At 52.3% G+C, this 26,565-nt stretch carries 16 protein-coding genes and 1 pseudogene; 5 read left to right on the forward strand and 12 right to left on the reverse strand.

Annotated features, from left to right (window positions below; genetic code table 11):
- Positions 1-2,832, forward strand: a complete 2,832-nt coding sequence (gene uvrA / locus G604_RS0106510) for an excinuclease ABC subunit UvrA (protein WP_028909871.1) — start codon at positions 1-3, stop codon at positions 2,830-2,832.
- Positions 2,819-3,976 carry a penicillin-binding transpeptidase domain-containing protein gene (locus tag G604_RS13725; protein ID WP_051220257.1) on the forward strand — a complete coding sequence of 386 codons (1,158 nt, stop codon included), beginning with the start codon at positions 2,819-2,821 and terminating at the stop codon, positions 3,974-3,976. Before uvrA ends, G604_RS13725 begins: the two co-directional genes overlap by 14 nt.
- A 146-nt stretch (positions 3,977-4,122) precedes the next feature.
- On the opposite strand, the gene G604_RS0106520 is transcribed toward G604_RS13725, so the two are convergent.
- The 6 genes from G604_RS0106520 to G604_RS0106545 are packed head-to-tail and all read right to left on the reverse strand — an operon-like array spanning position 4,123 to position 11,096.
- Entirely contained in the window at positions 4,123-4,944 is an 822-nt protein-coding gene (locus tag G604_RS0106520) for a patatin-like phospholipase family protein (protein WP_028909872.1), read from the reverse strand.
- Between the two features lie 47 nt (positions 4,945-4,991).
- On the reverse strand, positions 4,992-5,588 hold the full coding sequence (locus G604_RS0106525; protein WP_028909873.1) for a response regulator transcription factor: 597 nt from the start codon (positions 5,586-5,588) through the stop codon (positions 4,992-4,994).
- Position 5,589: 1 nt separating this feature from the next.
- A complete protein-coding gene (locus G604_RS0106530; protein WP_081657690.1) occupies positions 5,590-6,876 on the reverse strand; it encodes a phospholipase D-like domain-containing protein in 1,287 nt (428 codons plus the stop codon).
- A gap of 2 nt (positions 6,877-6,878) precedes the next feature.
- On the reverse strand, positions 6,879-7,838 hold the full coding sequence (locus G604_RS0106535) for an SIS domain-containing protein (protein ID WP_051220258.1): 960 nt from the start codon (positions 7,836-7,838) through the stop codon (positions 6,879-6,881).
- Complete coding sequence (gene kdsA, locus G604_RS0106540; protein WP_081657683.1) at positions 7,838-8,596, reverse strand: 3-deoxy-8-phosphooctulonate synthase; 759 nt, start codon at positions 8,594-8,596, stop codon at positions 7,838-7,840. Before kdsA ends, G604_RS0106535 begins: the two co-directional genes overlap by 1 nt.
- Positions 8,589-11,096 carry a mechanosensitive ion channel family protein gene (locus G604_RS0106545; protein WP_028909877.1) on the reverse strand — a complete coding sequence of 836 codons (2,508 nt, stop codon included), beginning with the start codon at positions 11,094-11,096 and terminating at the stop codon, positions 8,589-8,591. Before G604_RS0106545 ends, kdsA begins: the two co-directional genes overlap by 8 nt.
- 234 nt (positions 11,097-11,330) lie before the next feature.
- Here G604_RS0106545 and G604_RS15515 point away from each other — a divergent pair.
- From G604_RS15515 to rpe, 3 genes and pseudogenes are all read left to right on the forward strand, one after another.
- Positions 11,331-12,575 (forward strand): annotated as a pseudogene (locus tag G604_RS15515) (glycoside hydrolase 5 family protein); the annotation flags it as partial.
- A 36-nt stretch (positions 12,576-12,611) separates the two neighbouring features.
- Entirely contained in the window at positions 12,612-13,628 is a 1,017-nt protein-coding gene (locus G604_RS15520) for a glycoside hydrolase family 26 protein (RefSeq protein WP_255347079.1), read from the forward strand.
- Positions 13,629-14,556: 928 nt separating this feature from the next.
- Positions 14,557-15,213: a ribulose-phosphate 3-epimerase gene (gene rpe / locus G604_RS0106560; RefSeq protein WP_028909879.1), complete on the forward strand. Its 657-nt coding sequence runs from the start codon at positions 14,557-14,559 to the stop codon at positions 15,211-15,213.
- A gap of 106 nt (positions 15,214-15,319) precedes the next feature.
- Here the strand turns inward: rpe and G604_RS0106565 are convergent, their stop codons facing one another.
- From G604_RS0106565 to G604_RS0106595, 6 genes are all read right to left on the reverse strand, one after another.
- On the reverse strand, positions 15,320-15,910 hold the full coding sequence (locus G604_RS0106565; protein ID WP_028909880.1) for a sigma-70 family RNA polymerase sigma factor: 591 nt from the start codon (positions 15,908-15,910) through the stop codon (positions 15,320-15,322).
- Positions 15,911-16,106: 196 nt separating this feature from the next.
- The gene (locus G604_RS0106575; RefSeq protein ID WP_081657684.1) at positions 16,107-17,477 is read right to left on the reverse strand and encodes a glycoside hydrolase family 28 protein; all 1,371 of its coding nucleotides are present in this window, start codon (positions 17,475-17,477) and stop codon (positions 16,107-16,109) included.
- Positions 17,478-17,489: 12 nt separating this feature from the next.
- A complete protein-coding gene (locus tag G604_RS0106580) occupies positions 17,490-19,445 on the reverse strand; it encodes a glycoside hydrolase family 28 protein (protein WP_036904778.1) in 1,956 nt (651 codons plus the stop codon).
- Positions 19,446-19,593: 148 nt separating this feature from the next.
- Complete coding sequence (locus G604_RS0106585) at positions 19,594-21,207, reverse strand: DUF5123 domain-containing protein (protein ID WP_028909883.1); 1,614 nt, start codon at positions 21,205-21,207, stop codon at positions 19,594-19,596.
- Positions 21,208-21,211: 4 nt separating this feature from the next.
- Positions 21,212-23,260 (reverse strand): RagB/SusD family nutrient uptake outer membrane protein, encoded by a 2,049-nt coding sequence (locus G604_RS0106590; RefSeq protein WP_036904782.1) that lies wholly within the window; start codon positions 23,258-23,260, stop codon positions 21,212-21,214.
- A gap of 13 nt (positions 23,261-23,273) precedes the next feature.
- On the reverse strand, positions 23,274-26,516 hold the full coding sequence (locus G604_RS0106595) for a SusC/RagA family TonB-linked outer membrane protein (RefSeq protein WP_028909885.1): 3,243 nt from the start codon (positions 26,514-26,516) through the stop codon (positions 23,274-23,276).
- Positions 26,517-26,565 lie beyond the last annotated feature (49 nt).

Consider the following 26,565-nt stretch of genomic DNA (forward strand, 5'->3'; position numbering starts at 1 on the left):
ATGAAGAAAAATGAGATAGAGGTCTATGGCGCCCGCGTCCATAACCTCAAGAATATCGATGTCACCATTCCCCGCAACTCCCTGACCGTCATCACCGGTCTCTCGGGCTCCGGTAAGTCCTCCCTGGCTTTCGACACCATCTTCGCCGAAGGTCAGCGCCGCTATATCGAGACCTTCTCGGCCTATGCCCGCAACTTCCTGGGGAACATGGAACGTCCTGATGTCGACAAGATCACAGGTCTCTCCCCCGTCATCAGTATCGAACAGAAGACGACGAACAAGAACCCACGGTCTACCGTGGGCACGACGACGGAGATCTACGATTATCTCCGCCTCCTCTATGCCCGTGCCGCCACGCCTTACAGCTACCGGTCGGGCGAGAAGATGGTGAAATATACGGAGGACCAAATCATCTCCATGATCCTCACGGAATATAACGGCAAGCGGATCTTCATCCTCGCCCCCCTCGTGCGGCAACGCAAAGGCCACTACCGTGAACTCTTCGAATCGATGCGCCGTAAAGGCTATCTCTATATCCGCATCGATGGTGAGATCACGGAGATCAAGCAAGGCATGAAGGTTGACCGGTATAAGAACCACAATATCGAAGTCGTCATCGACAAGCTCGCCGTCAATGGTGAGGAAGACAGCCGTTTGCGGCAGAGTGTCGCCACGGCCATGCGTCAGGGTGACGGCATGATCGCCATCGTTGACAAGGACAGTGGTGGAATGCGTACCTTCTCCAAGCGCCTCATGGATCCCGTGACGGGTATCGCCTACCAGGATCCCGCGCCAAACATGTTCTCTTTCAACTCCCCCGAGGGTGCCTGTCCGCACTGTAAGGGCCTTGGCGTCATCGATGAGATTGATCTCAACAAGGTCATGCCTAAGAAGGAGGCGACAATCTATGACGGCGGCATCGTTCCCCTTGGGAAATACAAGAACCAGATGATCTTCTGGCAGATCGAGGCCATCCTGGAGAAATACGACTGTAAGCTGAAGACGCCCATCAAGGATATCCCCGAGGATGCCATGGGAGAGATTCTCTATGGCTCTCTGGAAAAGGTACGCATCCCGAAGGAGAAGGTCCATACGAGTGGGGATTACTTCGTGGCCTTCGACGGTGTGGTGAAATATCTCCGTGATGTCATGGAAAATGATGACTCCGCCGACGGCAAGAAATGGGCTGACCAGTTTCTCGCCGAGGTCACCTGTCCGGAATGCCACGGCCAGCGACTGAAGAAAGAGTCGTTGTCCTATAAGATTTGGGACAAGAATATCTCCGAAGTTGCCAACCTCGATATTACCGACCTGAAGGAATGGCTCCTCCATGTCGAAGAACATCTCGAGCCTCAACAGCAGAAGATTGCCCATGAGATCGTCAAAGAACTGCGGTCGCGTGTCGACTTTCTCCTTGAGGTCGGCCTCGATTATCTCTGTCTGAACCGTCAGAGTGCCACCCTCTCCGGTGGTGAGAGTCAGCGTATTCGTCTGGCCACACAGATCGGCAGCCAGCTCGTCAACGTCCTCTATATTCTCGACGAGCCGTCCATCGGTCTTCACCAGCGTGACAACGACCGTCTCATCCGTTCGCTCAAAGAACTCCGTGACCTTGGCAATACCGTTATCGTCGTCGAACATGATGAGGATATGATGCGCGCCGCCGACTGGATCATCGATATCGGTCCGAAGGCCGGCCGCAAAGGTGGCGAGGTCGTCTTTCAGGGTACGCCGGCGGAGATGCTGAAGACGCACACCCTCACGGCACAATATCTCAACGGTGAACGGGAGATTGCCATCCCCGCCCACCGCCGCAAAGGTAACGGCAAGCATATCATCCTCCACGGGTGCACGGGAAACAACCTCAAACATGTCGATGTCGACTTTCCACTCGGCAAGCTCATCGTCGTCACGGGTGTGTCTGGCTCCGGCAAATCGACACTCATCAACGAGACACTGCAGCCGATTCTCTCCCACCATTTCTACCGTTCTCTGAAGAAGCCCATGCCCTACGAGTCAATCGAGGGAATAGATCATATAGATAAGGTGGTCAATGTCGACCAGAGTCCTATCGGACGGACACCACGGTCGAATCCTGCCACCTACACAGGGGTCTTCTCTGATATCCGAAACCTCTTTGTCGGACTCCCGGAGGCGAAGATCCGCGGCTATAAGCCCGGCCGCTTCTCCTTTAACGTCAAAGGCGGCCGCTGCGAGGCTTGTAAGGGCAACGGCTACAAGACCATCGAGATGAACTTCCTCCCCGATGTCTACGTACCTTGTGAGGTCTGCCACGGCAAGCGGTACAACCGCGAGACGCTGGAGGTACGCTACCGTGGCAAGTCCATTGCCGATGTCCTCGACATGACCATCAACCAGGCAGTGGAGTTCTTCGAGAATGTGCCGCAGATCCTGCAGAAGATCAAGGCGCTGCAGAATGTGGGACTGGGCTATATCAAACTCGGACAGAGCTCGACGACACTCTCCGGCGGAGAGAGTCAGCGTGTGAAACTGGCGACGGAACTGGCGAAGAAGGATACGGGACATACGCTCTATATCCTCGACGAGCCGACGACGGGTCTTCATTTCGAGGATATCCGCATCCTCATGGATGTCCTGCAGGCCCTTGTCGACCGCGGCAATACCGTCGTCATCATCGAACATAACCTCGACGTCATCAAACTCGCCGACTGGATCATCGATGTAGGCCCGGAGGGCGGACGCGGCGGCGGCCAGATCCTCACCACGGGCACGCCGGAAGAGGTGGCGGAGAGCCCGCTCGGCTACACACCGAAGTTCCTCAAAAAGATGCTCGCCCATGGAAAAGCTTAAGCGCTTTGCAAGCGCATGTCTCTGTTTGTTCCTCACCCTCACGGTGAGCGCACAGGTATTCCCCGAGCCCGGCGAGCACACCACGCTGCGTGCCGACCTGCAGACCCTCGCCAAGCGACTGTTGCGCAACAAGCAGGGCAGCATCATCGCCATTGAGCCCGCTACCGGGAAGGTGCTGTGTATGGTCTCTAAGGATAAGGTCGACGACGGTATCAACCGCGCCATCTCAATGACCTACTCCCCCGGCTCTACCTTCAAGACGGCACAGACGCTGACCCTCTGGTCGCTCCATGCCCTCAGTATGACGAAGAGCTATCCGTGCCATAAGGGCTTCTATTATAATAAGGTACATATCGGTTGTCATCCCCATCACTCGCCGTTGACCCTCATCCCAGCCATCGGACAGAGCTGTAACAGCTATTTCTGTAAAGCTTTCCAGGAGTTTGTCGACGACAGGACGTTATACCCCGTGAAGAGTACGGCCATCGACGACTGGGCGCGCTTTATGCGTTCTCTCGGCCTCGGCCATCCGCTCGGCATCGACCTCCCCGAAGAGGCCGCAGGCTGCATCCCCGATGCCGCCATGCTCGACAAGCTCCACGGTGCCTGGAACGGGACAACGATCATGTGGGTGGGCATGGGACAAGGAGAGGTACGTACGACCCCATTACAACTCTGTAACCTCGCCGCCATCATTGCCAACCGTGGCTGGTATTATATTCCCCATGTCAGTAATCATCCCGACAGTACCTATCTCGTCAAGCACCATGCCCTTGCGCATGCAGATGCCTACCCTATCGTCATCAAGGGGATGCGCAATGCCGTGCTCAGCGGGACGTGCAAAAGTATCAACACGCTGATGTATAAGATTTGTGGAAAGACGGGAACGGCAGAAAACAAAGGTCATGATCACAGCATTTTCATGGGTTTCGCTCCTATGGATTATCCGAAGGTCGCCGTCGCCGTCTATGTGGAGAACGGTGGTTTCGGCGCTGATCTCGCTGCTCCCCTGGCTAGTCTCATCATCGAACAGGCTATCAACCACAAACTCTCTGCGAAGAGTGAATACAGAGCGAGAGGCTGGGAGAAGACAACGGTGAAGATTACGAAGGTAGAACAGGTCGTCAACTTCGACGACCTATAGGGACATCATTTATTATGTTCCGACACCCCTTTGCAGGGGCCGTCCCTTGTGGCGGCCCGTCGGCGGAACGCCGAATGATCCACATTGCTTCTAAGAATGCCCTATCGGGCATCGGGCCGCCACAAGGGACGGCCCCTGCAATTGGATCACGCGTGTATTTTCTTGAACATCTGTCGGAAGCCCCAGTCGATGATCTCAGACGCTTTGTCAAAATCAAAGATCGACCATAGATTCGTCGGCATCTCGAGATAGAGATCGGGCGGCGTGAGTTGCAGGCTGAGATCCGTGTTCACGCTGACCATGATCTCGTTACAGCGGGCGGCCATCGACCAGAGATTATCTTTCGGCGCCTCCGCCTGGTAGTTGCCACTGACATTGATCGCCACGAGCTTATCGCCGGCATGGCGCGCCACACGGTTCAACGGCAGCGTGTTATGAAGACTGCCGTCAACATACTGTGCGTTACCGATTTTTATGGGTTCAAGGACACAGGGAATGGAGACACTGCAACGGATGGCCGTCTTCAGACTACCGGAATGAAAAACATGCTCCTGACCACTGATGACATCTGAGGCACAACAACAGAACGGTACGTTCAATTCCTCTATCTTCTCATCACCGACAATCTCATCGAGGAGGGACAGAAAGTTATGTCCACTGGCCAGGAAGTTACGTCCCGGCTTAGGCGTCAGCAGTTTCAGCGTCTTCTGCCAGTCGAGCGACAGTGCCTTCTCTTCCAACATCTTCAGTTTCCCGGCGGCATAGATGCCACCGACGAGGGCTCCCATTGATGTGCCGGCGACCGACGTGATATGATATCCCGCCTGCTCAAGGGCATGGATGGCTCCGATATGGGCATAGCCGCGGGCGCCGCCACCACCGAGGACAAGGGCGACATCCTTCGACGGAGGCAGAGGCTGCGTTTCCGCCTCTCTTTGATGATGTTTGAAAAGATTCAGAATATTCATAAACATTTATCCATGTGCGGCGGAACATGATAAATCATGTCCCTACATTATATCTTGTTGATATCGACGTAACCGTGCATGACGGCATAGATCGTCAGGGCGGAGACCGTCTTCAAGCCCAACTTCTCCTGGATATTCTTCCGGTGGGTGATGACCGTTGTCATAGAGATATTCAGGTCAGCAGCAATCTCTTTATTGATCTTTCCCTGTGCCACCTCACTGAGCACCTCTATCTCACGGTCGGAGAGGATTTTCTTCGACAGGATCTTCGGCAATGCCGGGAAGTTCTTGCCGCCCTTATGTCCCATTTGCTCGAGCGTGAGGAGATTACGCACAAGCTCCTCTTCCGATGTGTTCAGATTCAGACAGTGGAACCCGCTGAGCTGTTGACTGGGATCAACGGCCGTCGTGAGGACGATCGTCTTATGAACCCACCGCAAAAAGAAGTCCCGATGAGAGACGGCGATAGAGACGGCGACGAAATAATGGAAGAACGTATCCGGTCCGGCAGCCTCAAAACTACTGAAGTCATGAAAGATACTGACCTGCATCACGGGCATGACGGTCTGCAACAGCTGCTTCAGCCCTAACGCCGCCAGCATGTTGTTGTCCAAGATAGCAATCTGTGGTATTTTATGTTCCATATTAAAGAAGATTTCTAATCAATGATCCTATCGTCCCTTTGAATTTCTGCCACGGACTGCGGAATTTCTTCCACTCCTCCGGTGTAAGGAGGAAACAGTCACGCTGGTTAATGGCGAAATAGCGGTCGAGCTGTGCCGTTGTCGGTCCGTCAACGATGACGGCATTACACTCATAATCCCAGCGGAGGCTGCGGCCGTCAAGGTTCGCGCTGCCGACGGTACAGAACTTCCCGTCCACGGTGATGATCTTCGTGTGATGGAAGCCGGGCTTGAAAAGCCAGATATGACAACCTTCCTTCATGAGTTTATGGGCATTATGGAAGCCGACATCGGGCGTGAACGGCACATCGCCACGGACGGAGAGCATGATATCCACCTTCACGCCACGACGCACGGCCTTCTTCAGCGCCTTCAGCAGTTTGTGACTGAGGGTGAAATAGGGATTGATGATCTTGATACTGTCGTGGGCACAGTCGATGGCACGGACATAGAACGTACGGATAATATCCTGCGTACGATGGGGCTCGCGGTTGATGATTCCCACCATCTTATGGCCTGCCGTTGCCGTCGTGTCCGGTTTCAAGCCCTTAAAATAAGCGGTGTTCGTTGAGCCGCTATAGTATTTCGGTCCGTGAAGTTCCTCTCCCGTGACCCGTTTCCACATTCTCGTGAAGATCCACTGCAGCGTATTCACCTCCGAGCCCTCGATACGACAGTGCATGTCATGCCACGAGCCGACCTCGCGCGTACCTTTTATATAATAGTCAGCGACATTCATGCCACCGGTATAGGCGACCCGTCCGTCGATGACGACAATCTTCCGGTGGTCACGGTTGAAGATGTCATGGATCCATGGAAACCGCATCGGCTTATACTCATAGATCTGTATGCCCATCCTCCGCATGGCCGTGATATCCTCCTTGCGCATCGGCTGGTTGTTGGAGGCATTGCCGAAGCCGTCGAAGAGACAGCGCACCTCCACACCCTCAGCAGCTTTCTCGGCCAGGCGCCGTGTCAGCTCCCGGTTGATGGAGTCATTGCGGAAATTGAAATACTCCATGTGGATCGACGACTTCGCCTGTTCCACGGCTTTGAAGAGGTCGTCGAACTTCTCCTGTCCACTCATGAGCAGTGTCACACTGTTGTCATGGGAGAAGCGGATACCTTTCTGTCGCAGCACTTGTACAATACAACTGTCGGCGCCCTCCTCCGTCTGCGCACCGAGGGCCAGCGGCAGGAAGAGGAAGAAGCCGAGCAAGAGCGTAGCTATTTTCTTCAAATGCAACATGTTTAAATCATACAAGCATAATGGTCTACCACACCGAGGAGATGACGGCTGCTGTCGACGACGAGGACACTATGGATCTTATGGGCATTCATGATACGCTGCACTTCCGCGATCTTCGTCTCCGGGAGCACACATTTCGGCGTACGTGTCATGATGTCGCTGACGGTATGGTTGAAGAAGTCGGCCTGCCAGTGTTCCATGGCCCTACGGATATCGCCATCGGTGATGAGTCCCTGCACACGGCCGTCACCATCGAGGCTGACACCGAGGCCGAGCTTCCCCTTACTGACATGGATGATGGCCTCACCGAGATGCATCTCCTCCGGGATCACGGGGAGATCCTCACGCCGCATGACATCCTCCGCCGTCGTCAGCAGCCGTTTGCCGAGTTCGCCACCGGGATGGAACTGTGCGAAATCACGGGGCTTGAAATCCCGGACCTTCATCAAGGCAATGGCGAGGGCATCACCCATGGCCAGTGCTGCCGTCGTCGATGACGTCGGCGCGAGGTTCAGCGGACAGGCTTCCTTCTTCACCTTCACGGTGATATGGACATCACTGTATTTAGCGAGTAACGACTGTGCGTTGCCCGTCAACGAGATGATCGGCACATGCATGTGGATCACCATCGGGATGAAGCGCAGGAGCTCATCGGTCTGCCCACTGTTGCTCAGGGCCAGCACGACATCATCAGAGGTCATCACGCCTAGATCGCCATGATAGACATCGAGGGGATTGATGAAGAATGCCGGCGTGCCCGTAGAGGCGAGCGTAGCGGCGATCTTCGCGCCGACATTTCCCGACTTACCGACGCCGGTGACGATAATCTTTCCATGACAGTGGTACATCATCTCCACGGCACGCGGGAAGTTGTCATCCAACTGGGGGATCAGATCGAGGACGGCCTGTGCCTCCTCCTGTAAACTATGTTTCGCAGAGTCGAGAATCTCTTCGTTTGTCATTATGCTAATATTTTTTTGATCAATGGTTTTAAATCTTTCAATGCCAACATGTTTGCCGCATCACTGAGGCCACGGTCAGGATCGGGGTGTACCTCAAAGAAAAAGCCCGTTGCTCCGAAAGCTTTCGCTGCCAGGGCCATGGCGGGCACGAACTTCCGGTCGCCGACGGTCTTACCGTCACCGGCGGAGGGGCGCTGGACACTATGGGTACAGTCCATAATCACCGTCGGCACGATCTCCTTCATATCGGGGATATTGCGGAAGTCGACGACGAGGTTGTTATAGCCGAAGCAGTTGCCGCGTTCCGTGAGCCATACCTCCTGGCCACCACTGTCGAGGACTTTCTCCACAGGATAACGCATATCACGGCCGGAGAGAAACTGTGCCTTCTTGATATTCACGATCTTCCCCGTCTTCGCGGCAGCGACGAGGAGGTCCGTCTGACGGCAGAGGAAGGCGGGGATCTGCAGAACATCACAAACTTCTCCGGCAGCCTTCGCCTGCCAGGACTCATGGATATCGGTGGTGATGCGCAGGCCGTATTTCTCTTTCACGTCGGCGAGCATCTGCAGGCCTTTCTCCAGTCCGGGGCCACGGAAGGAATGGATGGACGTACGGTTGGCCTTGTCGAATGAGGCCTTGAAGATGATGTCCGTACCAAGTTCTGCGTTGATCATCACGAGTTCCTGAGCCACCGTGTCGAGCAATTCAGCGCTCTCAATGACACAGGGGCCGGCAATTATTTTCAAATCATTCATTGCTTTGATTCTTTATCGTTACTTCCCTCTGCGGGAATGGAATTTCGATGTTGTTCTTATTCAGCGTCTCATAGACACACTCCATGATACGGCCGTCGATGGAATACTGTTTCAGCACGTCGACCCACACGAGGATCTTGAGGTTGATACTGTTGTCGCCAAACTCCTTAAGCACGACATTCACGCCCTTCTTGCGATCTATGCTGTGCTCGTCGAGATCGGGGATGGCGAGGATGGCATCGATGAGGAGTTGTTTCACCGCTTTAATATTCGTGCCATAGGCTACGCCGACATCAAGGATATCGAGCTCATAGCCGTGGTTCTTCGTCATGTTCTTATAGTTCTTCGTAAAGAGCTGCGAGTTCTGGAAGGCGATGACACTACCGTCGATGGCCTCGAGCATCGTAGAGGTATAAGAGATATTGCTCACACGGCCACGAATGCCGTCACAGACGATATAGTCGCCGATCTTCACACGACCGCTCATCAGTGAGATGCCATAGTAGATATTCTCCAGGATATCCTTCATAGCGAAACCGACACCGGTAGACAGACCGCCGGAGATGACGAGGATCCACGAGTTGCTGACATGGAACATGGCCAGGACGACGAGGAGCCACACGCCCCAGACGAGGACCTGGATGGCATTGGCGCCGAGGACATTGCGCGAGGCGCTCTCCCGGAGGAGTTCTTTCTTGATGACCTTTCCGTTACCGCTCTCCTTCTTCAGGTAGTAGAGTTTCAGCATCTCCTTCGCCGTATGGTTGATGAAGGAGAAGAGGAAATAGAGGATCACGGCCTGGCAGACGCCGAGGAGTGAGAAGGAGATCTGCTTGATATCCACATAGTGGTGGGTGAAGACCATCCATACGGTATCGCTGAGGTTAAAGACATCGGCGGCCCAATAGATGGAGACGAGGATGGTCAGCACGGCAGCCGTTGGTACGAGGACCTCTTTCACAAGGGAATAAAGCCAGCGCTTCGACAGGGGCAGCTCATCCATCTTACGGCGCTCGCCATAGCTCTCGAGCCAGTCGCGGACACAGGTGATGGTGAGGATACAACTCAGCTGCATGATCCACCAGATCAGCATCACCACGGAGAAGAGCGTATAGCCAAGCCAGGAGGCGATGACGGAGGCCAGGAAGACGACGAGGGTGACACGCACGTAGACCTTGTCCTCCTGCAGCACGTCCTTCTTATGACGATGGATCGCCCGTCCCTGCCAGATCCAGCAGAGGAGCATCAGCGGTGGGAAGATGAGGTTGATGAGGTCATTCGGAATGAGGACGATACGTACGGTGAAGACGAAGAAGCCCATCGTGATCAGCGGTGTATAGATCTGAAAGGCCGCCTTGATGGAGAAGTTCTCGAGTCCCTCGCGCTTCTTCACCTTCTGTTCCACGGTCTGCTCCTGGCGGTAGATCCGTTTCGTATAGCGCAGGATCAGCGAGAAGAGGATCACGGCGAGCAGCCAGGCGTAGTTGGCCAGGAGAGAGGATGCCATGACAATAAAGTTTTGGCTCACGGTGATACGGATGATATTGATGATGATCGCGAAGGTCACCACCGTGGCTACCATGACGAGACAGGGGCGGATGGCCTTGAAGGTACGCGTCGCCGGACCGTTGTTCTCACTGAAGAAGCGTTTCAGCTTTCCTTTCTTGAAGAGCCAGGAGAGGACGACGCGGATGCTCAGCGTACTGAGAATCATGGCGATGACGGCATAGAAGATGATGATGAAGAAAAGGAAGAAGATGATACGCACATCCCATTGTGAGGTGATCGTGTTCGGCCGTCCGATAGGCTTGTATTTCTCCGACACGCTGACCTTGGCCTGATGGATATCACTGCCAAGATTCAATAATGTACGGAAATAATTGCCATTCTCATTACTGATGAGACTCTTCTGAATATCATTATACCGGGCGATGGCATAGTCGTTGAGATGTTTCAGGTGTTCGTCGGCCATATTATAGAATCTGACGAACTGCTGTTGCTGTTCCTGCTGTTCCTTGAGCTGACGACGGATATTCACGGCGAGAGTCAGACAGACATTACGGTCTATTGTCGCCCGCTTCGACATGAAGATGGTCGGCATAGAGGTCAGGTTTTCGATGAGGGAGTCATAGCGCGCCACCTCCAGCTGCTTGTTGTAGATGGTCCGCTTGAACGGCTCCGTACGCATACGGAAACGGTTGTACTGTTCCGTGGCCTGATGACAGGCATAGGTGAGGTCGAAGATATACCCCGAGCGCTGGGAATAGAGCATGACGGCATTCTGGTTCGCCAGGTTCATGATCTGTCCGATCTCGGTGATCATTGCCATCTTCTGCGCCTTCTGCGCCTTGGCCTGCTTCTCCAAGTCAAGGTGATAGTTGGTCAATTCCACACGAAGGATATACAGGGTAGTATCGATATTGGCCTCCTTGAGCACGCCATGCGACGGCAGCACAGCCAGCAACAGACCTATGAGGATCAAAAATATTCGTTTCTTCATCGTCGTGAACATCTAATTCCGTTGCAAAAGTACGAAAAAAACGCCGTATGTAGGCCATTCTCCTGTTTTTTTTATAGATTTGTAGAAGTATTGAGCAAAAAAAAGGTAATGAAAACAAGATTTTCGCTCTACCTTTGCAAAAGGAAATACAGAACCCGTTTTACTCACTAACGAAACCGTAAAAAAATCACAAAAACAATAGGAATGAAAAAAATTATTCTTATACTCTCTCTGATGATAACCTTATGGTTCTCACCGTTCCAAATCTTCGCACAGCCATCTCTCGTTCGTGTCCAGAATGGACACTTCGAACGGGGAGGAAAGCCCTACTATTTTGTCGGTACCAACATGTGGTATGGCGCCATCCTCGGTAGTGAGGGGCGGGGCGGTGACCGTGCCCGTCTGTGTCGGGAACTAGACCTGCTGAAACACAATGGTATCAATAACCTGCGCATCCTTGTCGGTGCCGACGGCCGTGAGGGCATCCGCACAAAAGTGGAGCCCTCACTGCAGTTAGCACCGGGAGTGTATAACGACACCATCCTCGCCGGCCTAGACTATCTCCTCGCTGAGATGGGCAAGCGTGACATGGTTGCCGTGCTCTATCTCAACAACTCCTGGGAATGGAGCGGCGGCTACGGCTATTATCTCGAACAGGCAGGCTGTGGGCCGGTACCACAGACGGATGTCGACGGTTATCCGAAATTCATGGAATATGTCTCACAGTTTGCTACGAATGAAAAAGCGCAGCAGCTCTTCTTCGACCATGTCCGTTTCATCCTCTCCCGTACGAACCGTTATACCGGCCGTCCCTATAAGGATGATCCCGCCATCATGAGCTGGCAGATCGGCAACGAGCCACGGGCTTTCAAGAAAGAGGCACTGCCCGCTTTCGCCACATGGCTTGCCAAAGCCTCCGCGCTCATCCGCAGCCTTGATCCGAACCACCTCATCTCCGTTGGTAGCGAGGGCGCCTGGGGCTGCGAGGGCTCCTATGACACGTGGGAGAAGATCTGTAGTGACAAGAACATCGATTACTGTAATATTCATCTCTGGCCTTACAACTGGGGCTGGGCGCGTAAGGACCATCTCTCCGACGATATCGACCGGAGCTGCCGGAATACGAAAGACTATATCGACAAACATCTCACCATCTGCGAGCGTCTCCATAAGCCCCTCGTCATGGAAGAGTTCGGTTATCCCCGTGACAACTTCACCTATACGCCGGGCTCACCGACGACAGCCCGTGACACCTATTATAAATATGTGTTCTCCCTCGTGGCCGACAATGCCCGCCACGGCGGCTACTTCGCCGGTTGTAACTTCTGGGCCTGGGGCGGCTTCGCCAAGCCGCGCCATGAACAGTGGCAACGTGGTGATGACTATTGCGGTGACCCCAGTCAGGAAGCGCAGGGACTGAACAGTGTCTTCGCCGTTGACAGTACAACCCTTGCCATCGTCAAAGAGGAAGTGAAGAACTTCGCACAGATCGGTAACGAACCCACACAGCCCACGATGGCACCCTTCAAACGTCAGGCCCTCCGCGCCACAACCCCCCGGGCGCTGCGTAACGTCCTCGCCTCCCGCAGCCGTCAGGGCATCATGATCGGCCATCAGGACGACCCCTTCTATGGTACGACATGGAAATTTGAAGAGGGCCGCAGTGACATGCTTGAGGCCGTCGGCGTACGACCCCTTGTCCTCGGCTGTGAGCTCGGCGGTCTGGAACTCGGCTGGGATCATAACATCGACGGTGTCCCCTTTACCACGATGTTTAAAGAGATCCAGCGTCAGGTGGCCCGCGGTGGCATCGTCACCCTCTCGTGGCATCCCCATAACCCCGTCACCGGCGGCGACGCGTGGGACGCCAAAGGCAATGCCGTCACGGCTATCCTCCCCGGCGGTGCCCAGAATAAGAAGTTCAAGGAGTGGCTCGGTACCGTGGCCAACTTCCTGAAGAGTCTGAAGACGGCCCAGGGACAGACCATCCCCGTCATCTTCCGCCCCTGGCATGAGATGAACGGTGGCTGGTTCTGGTGGGGAAAGACCGACTGCACACCGAGTGAATACAAACAGCTCTTCCAGTATACGGTCAACACGTTCGCCGAGCTCGGTGTCCGCAACCTCCTCTACTGTTACTCTCCGAATGTCGCCGATCAGGATGAGACGGTGGAGAACTATATGAAATACTATCCCGGTGACGAGTATGTCTCCATGCTCGGCACGGATATCTATGCCTGGAGTCCCGAGAAATATGTCCATCAGGTGAAGACGACCCTTGATGTTGTGAAGAAGGTCGCGCAGCAGCACCATAAACTGATGTGCTTCTCGGAGACGGGCTATCAGAACACGCCGAAGGCCAACTGGTTCTATGACAGTCTGTGGACGACGATCCGCAACTATCCCCTCTCCTATGTCCTGCTGTGGCGTAACGCGTGGGACAAGCCGAAGGAGAACTTCGGTCCCGTCCCCGGCTCTGCCGCCGCCGAGAACTTCAAGAAGATCCTTGCCGACAAGCGCTGCCTGAAGTAGGGACATGATTCATCATATTCCGCCGCAAACGGGAAATGGCGGAACATGATCAATCATGTCCCTACTGACTGTTTTTTGACACTTTTTTTATTGCGTTTCAACTTCAATTCTAGCGCAGAATTTTCCAAAAAACGACGATTATCCTGAAAAACACGAAAGAAAATTTAGTAAACATCGTGTTTACAAAATTATCTACGAAAGATACGAGGCTAAATACCATGTTTACGACCCCAAAACAACGATCAAAAATTGCATAATCATTAAGTTTTGTCCCCTATATACTGATTTTATGCGATTATTTATGCATAATAATAAGTTCAGAAAGCCACACAAAATGTTATCTCGTTGATTTTCAATAAGATGTAAAACTCTTTCATTTTTCGCGAATTTGCGACCAATTGTCCACTTGATGATTTCCGTGCCGAAAATAAACATATACTTAGGGCAAAAAAGTGTCAGTCAGGCTCTGACTACCTCCGTATGGTGCGCGGATAACTCCTAACTCCTATCTCCTAACTACTAACTAAAAAAAAGCATTGGCAATCTCACGACTCCCAATGCTGAAAAACCTTAATAATCTAATACCATGAAAAACACGTTACAAATATAAGAAAAAAGACGGAGGTGCAACCTTTGAGAAGAACAAAAATTTCAAACAGTATGTATTTTCTTGATCTAGATCAATTTTTCGCAGATTCTCACAATAATCACAAACCGGAATCGTTATCCTTACACAAATTGAAAACGCCTATGAAAATTTTTACCCCAGTAAGAAAAATGGTACCGTCAGGTCCCAGTGAACAGACCCTACTGCTGATCAGACAATTCGCTCGGTTGTACCGCCCCTATGACCAGGCAGGACAACCCTCAAACCTCTATCTCAATTAGAAAAACGCGAAAATAAAAGAAAGAAAGGACAATCATAGAAATGAAAACACTCGTTTCACCTTCCCTGCTCAGTGCCAACTTCCTGGACCTGCGGCAGGAGATCGACATGATTAATGACAGTCAGGCCGACTGGCTGCACATGGATATCATGGACGGCTCTTACGTGCCGAATATCTCGTTCGGCTTCCCCGTCCTCAACGCCGTCGGCGCCTACTGCAAAAAGCCTCTCGACGTCCATTACATGATCGAGCACCCCGAACGCTATATCCAGCATACCGCTGATGCCGGCGCGATGCTGATGACCGTTCATCAGGAGACCTGTCCGCACTTGCACCGCACACTTCAGCAGATCCATGCCGCAGGTATGAAAGCCGGTGTGGCCCTGAACCCATCGACGCCGCTCTGTATGATAGAGGACGTGCTGACGGACCTCGACTTGGTGCTCATCATGAGTGTCAACCCCGGCTTCGGTGGACAGAAATTCATTGAGCACACCATCGACAAGGTACAACGGTTGAGGAAGATGCTCGATGCTGCCCACAGCCATGCCCTCATCGAGGTTGACGGTGGCGTACAGGCCGAGACCGCGCCGCGCCTCGTCAAGGCCGGCGTCAACGTCCTCGTCTCCGGCTCCTACGTCTTCAAGAGTACGGACCCGAAAGGCACCATTGCGGCACTGAAAGAACTGAAAGGATAGATCCGCTTGATAAGGCCTGCCGTTGGGTGCTTGCGCTTTGCAAGCGCAAAGAAGCGCAAATGCCCAACCTCCGACCTAAAAGTCGGCGGCCCTTGCAAGGGTGTCGTTATAATTCCAACGTGATACCGTTCTTCTTCGCCATCCGGCGGAGATTGAGGATGGCATAGCGCATACGGCCGAGGGAGGTATTGATACTGACATTCGTAGCATCCGCGATCTCCTTAAAACTCATCTCCTGATAGAAGCGCATATAGACTACCTCCCGCTGCGACGGCGGCAGGAGAAACATCATCCGCTTCACGTCAGCAAGTACCTGCTCCTTGACGAGCTCATGCTCACGGTTCCGCTCGGTATTCACGCCAGCAAGCCGGGACAGATCATTATCATTCTCCTGTTCAACGATCTTACTGGCCCGCAAACGACGATACCAATCCATGACAACATTATGGGCCACACGCAGACACCAACCGGAGAACGTACCGGTAGGCTGATAATGACGTTGCCGCATTTTCACGATAATGCGTACGAAGGTCTCCTGAAAGAGATCTTCTGCCTTGTCCCTGTCATGGACAACAAAAAGTATGTAGGCATAAACCTTCTCCTGATGACGCTCGAGGAGAATGTCGAAAGCCTGGTCGTTGCCCTCTACATATCGCATGGCCAACGCTTCGTCAGTCATTTCTTCGAGAATTTCCATTTTCTAATCATTTTGTTTCTTGAAGTAAATGTTTTATCCGATAGGCTTTCTTATTTACGTTTATTGTATCAAATTTGTTAAATAATGCTACAAAGGTAATGTTTTTCTTGGAAACGAACAAATTTTTCATGGAAAAAATTTAGATTTAACAAGGAAAACAACATCGGGACATGAATATTCATGTCCCGATGATGGATTATTTCCCCGGATACTTCACCTCAAAAGTCTTGGAAGGATCAGAGGTATTTGTGATCGTCGTACCGTTGACGAACTTCACATTGTCGTAATAAGCCATGAAAGCGCCCTTGCCCGCTGAGACGCGGACATTGTCGAGCGTCACATTCTTCACCGGACTCTCGGGCAAGCCATAGATAAAGATCGGGAAGCCATTCTTCTTGCTCTTCGTATACTTCGTGCCGACGGAGAGAACATTCTGGATCAGGATGTCATGGAACCGCGGCGTCTTCTCATCCAGAGGCGCTGTCTCAGCCTCTTCCGGCAACGGCTTCTTGCTCTTGTCATACCAGCACTCGATATACACGGGATTGCGGACGCCCGTCATCGTGCAGTTGCGCATGGTGATATTGTACACGTCGCCACTGCGGCCTCGCTGACTCTTCAGGCGGAAGCCACTGTCCGTTCCTTTGAAGGTGATGTTCTCCCACAGCACATCATGGACATTGACGGTATAACTGCCGATGGAAGCGCCATGGCCTTCACCAAACTGGCAGTTCCACACATGGACGTACTGGCCGTTGGAGTCGACGACGACATTATCATCACCATTACTGATGTCACAGTTGTAGACATTCACGCGCGGCGCCCAAATGGGGATGCCATCGGTGTTATGAGATGCGCCGGTCTTCAGATAAGACGACGGCTCACGGATAATGATGTCATGGACGGTACCGTCACTGCCCTTTCCGCCACTGCCGATAGTGAGGTTCACGCCGGGAGAGTTCTGCAGTGTGAGATTACGCACGAGGAAACGGCTGCCATCATCGAAACGAATCAGCGGGGCACGCGACGGGCCTTTCTCCTTCACGGCACGGGCACTGTCGACAGCTGCCCACCAGGCAGCGCCTTGTCCGTCAATGACAGAACAGTTCTTATCCTCACCTTCAATGATCAGGTCCGTGGCATTCTTTTGTCCACTAAGGAAATAGTTCTTGTTGGCATTACCTTTCTCGTCTACAGGATACTGTCCCATCGGCAGAAGTTTCAGCATGGCACCCTTGGCGAGATGGAGCACGGTATGCGATTTCATACGGATCGGTCCGCAGAGCCATGTGCCGGCAGGCACGACGACCATGCCTCCGCCATCAGGCACAGCGTCAAGGGCGGCCTGAATGGCTTTTGTATTATCGGCGGAAGATGTCTTCGCGCCATACGCTGTGATATCAATTGTATTTGCCTTCGTGATGGCAGCGATCTGCGGCAGGGCCACGGCGGGCCATCCTTCGGGCGTGTTCTGTGCTGCCCGCTCGGCCGTAACATCACTGTCGGCAAGCGCCGGAGCAGCAACCGTCAATGCGAGTATAGCAGAAAAAAATGTTTTGTTCAGCATAAAAAGGAATGATTATTTGACCATGATTTTCTTTCCTCCCTGAATATATAATCCTGCGGGAAGTCCTTGCCGGCTGGTACCTACCTGACGGCCCTGGAGATCATAAACAGCAGAAGCCTTGGACAGAGGAAGCGTGACGACCGACTCGATGCCCGTTGCCGTAGACGTATAGAGAATGATGTCGGCAGCAATCTGCTTCGCCTTCACCGTAAACGTCAGTGATGTCTCTACGGGTGTGGAGAACGGGAACGTATAGTCCACGGCACTCTTGTCCGTGGGGAAGGTATAGACGGTAGGATCCTCCTCCGTGCCACCCACCTCGGAGATGCCGGCGGCAGCATCGGTATAGTTGTTACGGCCCTTGATCTCCATCTTCGTGATCTTCAGCCCGGAAGGAATAGAGATCGTATGCTGCATGGCACTGTACTTGATATAGCCGTCGGAAGTCTTATCGTAGGTTTTGCTCTTCTCGTTCGTGATCGTAAAGCCATTACTGAAGATACCACTGCCTGCCGTCGTCGAACTCAAGGTAGACGGATCAAGGGTATAGGTTCCTTCATCCGTGACGACAGTAGACGATGAAGTGGCATTGCACTCGTCAGAATACGTCGTATCGTAGTTCTTCACCCAAATATTCCCACCGGAGACAGTAATCTTACTGTCATTCTTAAAGACGAGGTTGTCGACGAAAGCCGTATAGATACCCTTGGCGGCACTGATCTGCACGTTATCCAACGTGACATTCTTGATATGGCTCTCGGGACGACCATAGAGGAAGATGGCATAGCCACTGCTCGTATCCGTCGTCTTGATGTTCTTCAACAAGATACCATTGTAGGTCGGTGTCGTACTGTCGAGCGTACGGGCGTTCTTTTTATCCGTTTCGGGAGTCGTATATTGCTTATCATAATAGCAATCCATAGAGAACGGATTGGCGACCTTCGTCATCGTGATATTCGAGAAGGTAAAGTCCTCCTCGCCACCGCCACGGAGCGTACCGTCAGAATTGATGCCCGTCTTAAGGCGTACGCCGGCGGCAGTGCCGTTCATGGTGATGTTATCGAAGATAACGTGTTTGACATTCTCCGTAAAACTACCTACGGAAGCGCCATGACCGGTACCAAACTGGCAGTCCCAGATATGGACATACTGGCCATTGGAATCAATGACGACATTATCGTCGCCATTACTGATATCACAGTTGTAGATATTCACGCGGGAGGACCATACAGGGATGCCATCAGTGTTATGACTTGGATACTTGCCGTTGGCAGGATCGTACTTGATCTCCGATGCCGGCTCACGGATGATGACATCATGGATCGTCACGTCCGTGCCACGGCCGCTCTGGCCTACCGTGATATTCGTGCCGGGAGCATTCTGAATCTTCAGGTTACGGACGAGGAAACGAGAGCCGTTGTTGAAACGGATAATACCGCCACGCTTGATATAATCGAAAATCGTCTTCGTGGTTTTACTCTTGTCGCGCAACTCCCACCAGTCCTGGCCCTGACCGTCAATGATGGAAGTGTTCTTGTCCTCTCCCTCAATGATCAGGTCGGTTACAGCCTTCGACTTCGGTGAGATAAAGTCCTGGAGGGTCACCGATGATGTGATCGTCCCCGTCGTACCGGGATAGGTACCAAAGGGCAAGAGCTTCAGTGTTGCGCCCGCTGCGAGATGAAGGACGGTCTTCGCCTTCACCGTCAACGGACCACAGAGCCACGTGCCGGCAGGAATAACGACCATACCACCGGTAGCGGGGACGGCATTGAGGGCCGCCTGGATCGCCGTGGTGTTGTCGTCCGCCGTCGTCAATGCGCCATAGTCAGTAATGTTGAAAGTATTGTCAGAAGTAATAGCGGGGATAACGGGCAGTGATACTGCCGTCCATCCCGTCGGCGTGTTCTGTGCCGCCGTCTCTGCCGTGACGTCACTGTCGGCGAGGGCAGAAATAGGAAATGCCAAGGCTGAAACAACCATGGCATTACAAATCATATATCTTAATTGCATAAGAAATGAAAATCCTGTATATTAAAATAGTCTTATTGTCAAAAAGGGCGTGCCCCGGTAATTACTCCCCTCCCCTTTCGGGGAGGGGATAGGGGGTGAGGCTTTATTGTACGATCCATCTCGGATCACCGAGACTAGCGTACTTGCTCTGCAAGAGATCCTGAATGGTGAAGTCGCCATTTGAGGGATTCTTCCACAGTTCTGCGCTGGTATATTCTATCTGGTCACCAGCCTCACAGCCACTGCTCCAACCCATATCCTTCGTGATATAAGTGTTGCTAGCTGTTGCCTGGCCCTTCTCGCTGCAGGCCTTGATGGTAGCACCGTCAGCATAGCCGTTGATGTAACCGATGAGGCAGGAGTTGAAGGCTACAGAGACATCTTTAAGTTTGTTGACATCAACGATGGACTTACCGGCCATGATGATGTTGTAGATTGTGCAGTGGTCGAAGGTCACGGCGCAACCGGCCTGATTCGTATTCAGCACGGCACTCTGTGCAGTGGCCACATTGTTCAGCGTACAGTCGGTGACATTGATCTTACTCGTAGAGAGCAATTTCTGTCCCTTGGCATTGAAGATACCGTAGCTGCCGATATTCGTGAAGACATCATTCGTGAAGTCTACCTCGCTTACCGTACAAGCAGCGGTGAGCAACTGGAAACGGATAACACCACGCGTGTTGCTGATGTTACACTTCTCCATCTGCAGCTGGTTGATATTCACCGGATTGGTGATATTCATAATGTACTTATCCGACGAACTCTCATTGACGAGGTTGAGGTTGTAGAAGCGCACGACATCGAGCGTGTTTGCCTCCAAATTCATACCTACGGCATGGAAGGTAGGCTTCGAGTCACCAGCAGCGCCCCAGAACACGACACTCTTGATGTTGGCCGGGATGACAGGTGTCTTCGGGTTTTTCTCCTCGTTGTTCGGCATAACATAGTTCATACCCTGCGGGAAGACGATGACAACCTTATCAGAAGTGGCGTTAGCCAGAACCGTATTCAGATCGTCACCTTCCTGGAGCGTGATGACACTGTAACCGTCGGGGTAAGCCTCAGTGGTCTTGAACTTATACGTACCACGGACATTGTTACCATTCCATAGTTTCAGCGTATAGCTGCTGTTCGGAGTGAGGTTCTTCAGCGTCAGGGCACCGGCAGCGATCTCCTCCTTCGTGATATCCTGTACGATGGAGTCGCCATCCTTATAGACACGGGCCTGCGTGAGGGCCTTACCCTTCGTAAATGTCACTTCAGCAGTACGGGAGTACGGCGTGACAGCAGTGATGATCTGCTCAGCCTTCGTCGTGAAACTATAATCGTCGAGATATTTCCACGTAGAGCCCTTTCCGGAAGTGTTACGGCTCTTAATACGGATCCAGTATTTCGTACTACCCTCGAGATTGTAGATGGTATCGGGGGAAGAGGTGAACGACGAGTCGACGACACTGTGCTCCGTACCGCCCATGGGGATGTCATCATACAGAGAGTCCGTTGAGTACTCCACCACATAGAAGTCGGTATTCGGCATCTTCGTGAAACTGATGGCGGCGCGGTCATCAAGTGGGCTTACGGAGAAACTCGTGGAGTGGAACAGACGGTCATACTGCTCGTCCACCGTCCAGTCGTTATCATCGGTACAGGATGCCAGACTCATCAGAGTCAAGGCAGCCAACCCGACAGTTCCTATTATTTTCTTGAAATTCTTCATTGTTTTAATCCTTATATCCATAACTATTATGCAAATGACCGTTGGAAGCGGAGATCGTCGTGGAAGCGATCGGCATGATATAACGGTTCTTCACAGTTACATTCGGTGTCTCAGAAGGACTCTGGGCATTACCCACAAGACCGTTGGAGATCGACGGCAATTCGGTGTAGACATGCTTATCGGTGCCATCACACTTAGAGCCACCGAAGGAAGTAACGCTTCCCGCATAGTCGGCAGCTGTCTTGCCCTCAGGCAGACCATACCACGTGATAGAACTCTCATCGATGAAGTGATGATCCTTATCAATATAGTTGAAGTAAACGGTCTTCTGGAAGTGAGCAGAGGTCGTCTTGTTCGTCTGAGCCTCTTCTGCCTCCTTGACATAGTTGATATAGGTCTGCTTCATCTCCAGCGTCTTCTCGGTAAGGAGGTTCCAACGGATGAGATCCCATTTGCGGACACCCTCACCGGCGAGCTCCCAGCCTTCCTCATTGACGATGGCATTGAACATGGCTTCCTTGCTGCTGCCGATATTGTTGATATAGGTCTCTGCCTCACTCTTGTTCGTACTGCTGAAAGCACGGTTGTGGACGAGGGCAAGAGCCTGACGGGCCGTCAGACCGGCATCACCAGTATAATGACCATCAGGACCGGCGAGTTCATTCATCACCTCAGCATACATGAGGAGTACCTGACTGTAGCGCATCTTCACGCAGTTAATCCCCGTGAGCTGCTTGGCAGAAGCAGCCTTATTAGCGGTATACCAGTCACCGGAAGGAGCCTTCGTCATATCAATGGCGGTCTTCTTATCGTTGACCATGCCACTCTCCATACGCGGATCCCATTTGCCTACATAGATACCGAACGGTGTGTTACCGAGCATCTGCATATCGGTAGACTTGTTGTCATTCTCCTTGAATTGGATATTCGAGCAGGTGACGTCGCGACGCTGGTCGTTCTTGTCATAGCTATAGAAGAACGGAGCCGTCAACTTCACCTTACCGGAGGAGTTACCATAGCCGAAGAGAGAGGTCACACCATTCATACGGACACCGATGGTATAACCGAACTCGGAACCGGTGCTCAGACCCATCGGTACCTCAAAGAGGTTCTCACGATACTGCGTGTCGAGGGTACGCTGGTTGACGAGATACCACTCGTTGAAGAAAGAGGGGTTCAGACTGTGCTGACCGCTCTCGATAACAGCAGAGAGATGCTTCAGCGCACGCTCATAGAGCGCTTTGCGCTCTGCAGCACCCGGGCGCTGGGTAGGATAAGTAGCATCACTGTAAGCGGCGGTCTCATAACCGTCCTTAGCCTGTTCGCGGATGGCATAGCCGGCACGGGTCAGCGCGATCTGTGCCAAGAGGGCATGGGCATAACCCTTCGTGGCATGCTCGGTGGTGTAGCTGTTCTGACCAGCCCACGGCAAGTATTCAATAGCCTTGTCGAGGTCATCCATCATCTTGTCGAGGATAGAGTCACGGTCCGTCTTGGTGAGATAAGCATTGCTCAGGTCACTCTTGGAAGTCTCCAGCTTCAAGGGGATATCACCGAAATAACGAACCATGTCGAGATAGACCATAGCACGCAGTGTCAGCGCCTCACCTTCATAACGACGTAATGTAGCTATATCGCTCTTACTGCCACTCGTCAACAACGGCGAGTTCTCTATACCGGAGACGACGTCATTGGCATCCTCAATGGTGCTATAGGCGCGGTCCCAGAGTTTGGCGATCTTCGACCATCCCGGATCCTGATTGTAGTTCATATTACCACGCTCACTACCGGTATTATTGGCATCGGAACCTAAACCATCAATGAGCTCAATATCACTGTTCGTGTTCCATACGATACCCATATACTGGGAATAGGTCTCGTCATAAGTCAGGTCGCCATAGATCTTGTTGACACGGAGACCAGTATAATATATAGACTGATATACACTCTCGTCGTTCTGCTCCGACGGACTCTGCTGGTCCAGAAAATCAGAGCAGGAGGTCAGGGAGACCAGTCCGGCAGCGAGGGCGCAAATAGATAATATCTTTTTCATTGTTTTATTCTACTTAAAAAGTAATGTTCAAACCGGCGGTGAAGGCACGGCTCTTCGGATAAGCGGCATAATCGATGCCCGGGCACATAGCGTTCTTCTTACTGCTCGTATCCACCTCGGGATCATAACCACTGTAGTTCGTGATGCACGCAAGGTTGTAAGCAGTGAAGTAGACACGCAGACTGTTGAGATAGAACTTCTTGACGAGGTTCTTCGGCAGCGTGTAACCAATGGTCAGCGTGTTCAAACGCAGGAAGGAAGCATCCTCCACGGCCCAGTCGTTGATATACATGGTACTGACACCGGCCGGATTGTAGATCTTCGCGTTCGTGTTGATCTCACAGAGACGATGTGCGATACCATCGGTACCACCATACTGGGCGAGCGTGGCAGCACTCGGATTGGCGAGGTTGGCGCCTGTAGCAGGATCAATCCATGTATAACGGTTATTGAGATTGAAGTCAGCAACGAGGTTGTAACCCTTCGCACTGCCGGCATAGAAACTATTGGCGAGTTTCGTACCGTTGACAATCTTATTACCCAAAGAGTAATCAAAGAAGATATTGAAGTCGAAACCTTTCCATGTACCGTTCAGGCCGAAACCACCGGTGACAGTAGGAATGGTATTGCCAAGCTTCTGCTTGATGGGATCGCCATTCTCGTCAACCACATATTTCAAACCACCCGGATAATATTTACCACCGGTAAGGGTCGCACTGTTATCCTTCAGACCATCACGGAGCACCCATTTACCACTCTTGTAGATCAGCTCTCCATTGGGGTTCAGCTCGGGATCATAAGCGGTGAAGAAGCCATTGGTCTTATAGCCCCATACCTCACCGAGGCGGCCACCTTCAGCGACAGCGAAGTCCTCATACTTAGAGATCGTACTACCGGCGAAGTTACTGCTCTGCCAAGGATTGTCACTATTCAGTTCGTCAATCTTATTATGGTTCCAGGAGATGTTGAACGTACCATTGAGGGAGTAGTCCTTCTTGTCGAGAATGACACCGTTGAGGGTGAACTCAATACCCTTATTAGAGGTCTTACCGAAGTTCTGATACTGATAGTTGTAACCGGTATTGGAAGGAATCTCTGCACGCATGAGCAGATCCTTTGTCGTGTTCCAGTACAGATCCAACGTACCGTTGATACGTCCGCCGAGGAAGCCATAGTCAATACCGAAGTTACGGGTGATCGTGGTCTCCCATTTCAAATCGGGATTATAAAGATAGCTGCCACGCTCGAGCTGTGAGCCACGGGTCTCATCGAAGAACGGAGCCTTGGAGCCGTTGCTGGCCATAGAGTAAGTGGTATACAACTGACCGGCAGGAATACGGTTGTTACCGGCGGTACCAAAGCTCAGACGTGCCTTGAGGTTGCTGAGCCATTTCACATTCTTCAGCCAGTTCTCCTCACTCATACGCCAGGCGAGGGCCAGGGAGGGGAAATAGCCCCAACGATGATCCTTACCGAACTTGGAGGAACCATCGGCACGAAGCGTGAAGGTAGCCAGATACTTATCGGCCATCGTATAGTTGATACGCGTGAAGAAAGAGAGAAGGTTATCATCGGCAGCAATCGTCGTCAGATACGGCAGTGCCGTTCCTGCGGACGTATTACTCTTGATCTCCTCGAAGTTCATCGTTGACGGGAAGGCAACGACGGTATTCTCATGTGTGGTCTCCTTCGTGCTGCTCCACTCATGACCCAAGAGGAAGTTGATGTGATCGCGGCCTCCGAAGAGTTTGTTGTTGTCGTATGTGAACGTATTCGCGTTGCGCCAGTTCTGATACTCCGTATGCTCATAGTCGAGCTGCGGCTGACCATTATAGCCATATTTGGAGTTCTGGGTAGCGTCGGAGAGCCAGATGGTGTTGTCATCCTCATAACGCCAGCCGTAGCCGAACTCAGAGCGGAAGGTGACATGCTTCCAGGGCTTCCAGTTCAAACCGGCATTGTAGTCCTGACGGAAACGCTTCTGCACACGGTTCGTGGCATTCAGACGGACGAACGGATCCTTCAATGTTGAAGAGCTGTTTTCCTCATCGTCACTATTGGCTGTCAATGGAGCGACGGGACGGAAACGGATGGTATTGGCCACGATAGAGTTGGCGGCATTGCTCTGATTGCTCTCGGCGCCACCACTCAGACCATCGATCTTCGTGTAAGCCAGACGGGCATTGAAGTCGAGGCTCAGCCACTTGTTCAGCTTAGCATTGAGCTTCGTTCCGATATTGTCTTTCTTGTAACCGGAACTGCGCATGATGCTGTTCTCGTCATTATGGGCAAAGCTGACATTGTACTTGATATCCTTCGAGCCACCGCTGACATTGGCGTTGTACTGCTGCTGGAATCCCGTACGACCGAAGAGCTCGTCCTGCCAGTCGTCACCCTTGACGCTCTTCCAGATATCCATATCGCTATAGTCACCGTAATCGGTGGAACCGAGTTCCTGCTGATAAGCGACATAGTTATAGGGATCCATAACTTTGATCTCCTTGGTGAGCTTCTTCCACGACAAGGCGGCATTCATACTGACCTGTGTCTTGCCTTCCTTACCGCTCTTCGTCGTGATGATGATGACACCATTGGCACCACGGGCACCATAGATAGCCGTGGAGGAAGCATCCTTCAACACATCGATCGTCTCAATCTCGGAGGGTGCGATATCACTGATGGAACTTACGGGGAAGCCATCAACGATATACAACGGAGAGTTGTCCTGCGACAGAGAGCCACCACCACGGACACGGATCTTCACATCAGCATCGGGAGAACCTTCGGTCGTCGTGATGTTCACACCGGCAAGTTTACCCTGCATAGCTTCACCGACATTGCTCACAGGAACATCAGCGAGCTTGTCAGCGCCGATAGAGGCAACGGAGCCCGTCAAGTCTTTCTTGCGGACCGTACCATAACCGATGACGACAACATCATTGAGATTGTTGGCATCATCCTCCATCTTAACCTTAAACTGGGTCTTGTCGCCGACCTTGATGGTCTTCGGCTTCATACCTACATAGGTAATCTTCAGGACCTTCTTCGATCCTTTCAGGTCAAGGGAGAAATTACCATCGATATCCGTCACTGTACCATTGCTGGCAGTGCCGTCCTCCATAACGGTAGCACCAATAATGGGCTCGCCGGAGGCATCCGTGACATTTCCTTTGACCGTCTGCGCAGAGAGGGACGTGACGCTGAGCATCATGCCGCCCATAAGCGCTATTCGCATCTTCTTCGAATAACCAGACATATATTTGCTTTTTAGATTAGTGATAAATTTATCTTTGATTTCGCAAAGT

This window comes from Prevotella sp. AGR2160, from assembly GCF_000424185.1.
Classification (GTDB): domain Bacteria; phylum Bacteroidota; class Bacteroidia; order Bacteroidales; family Bacteroidaceae; genus Prevotella.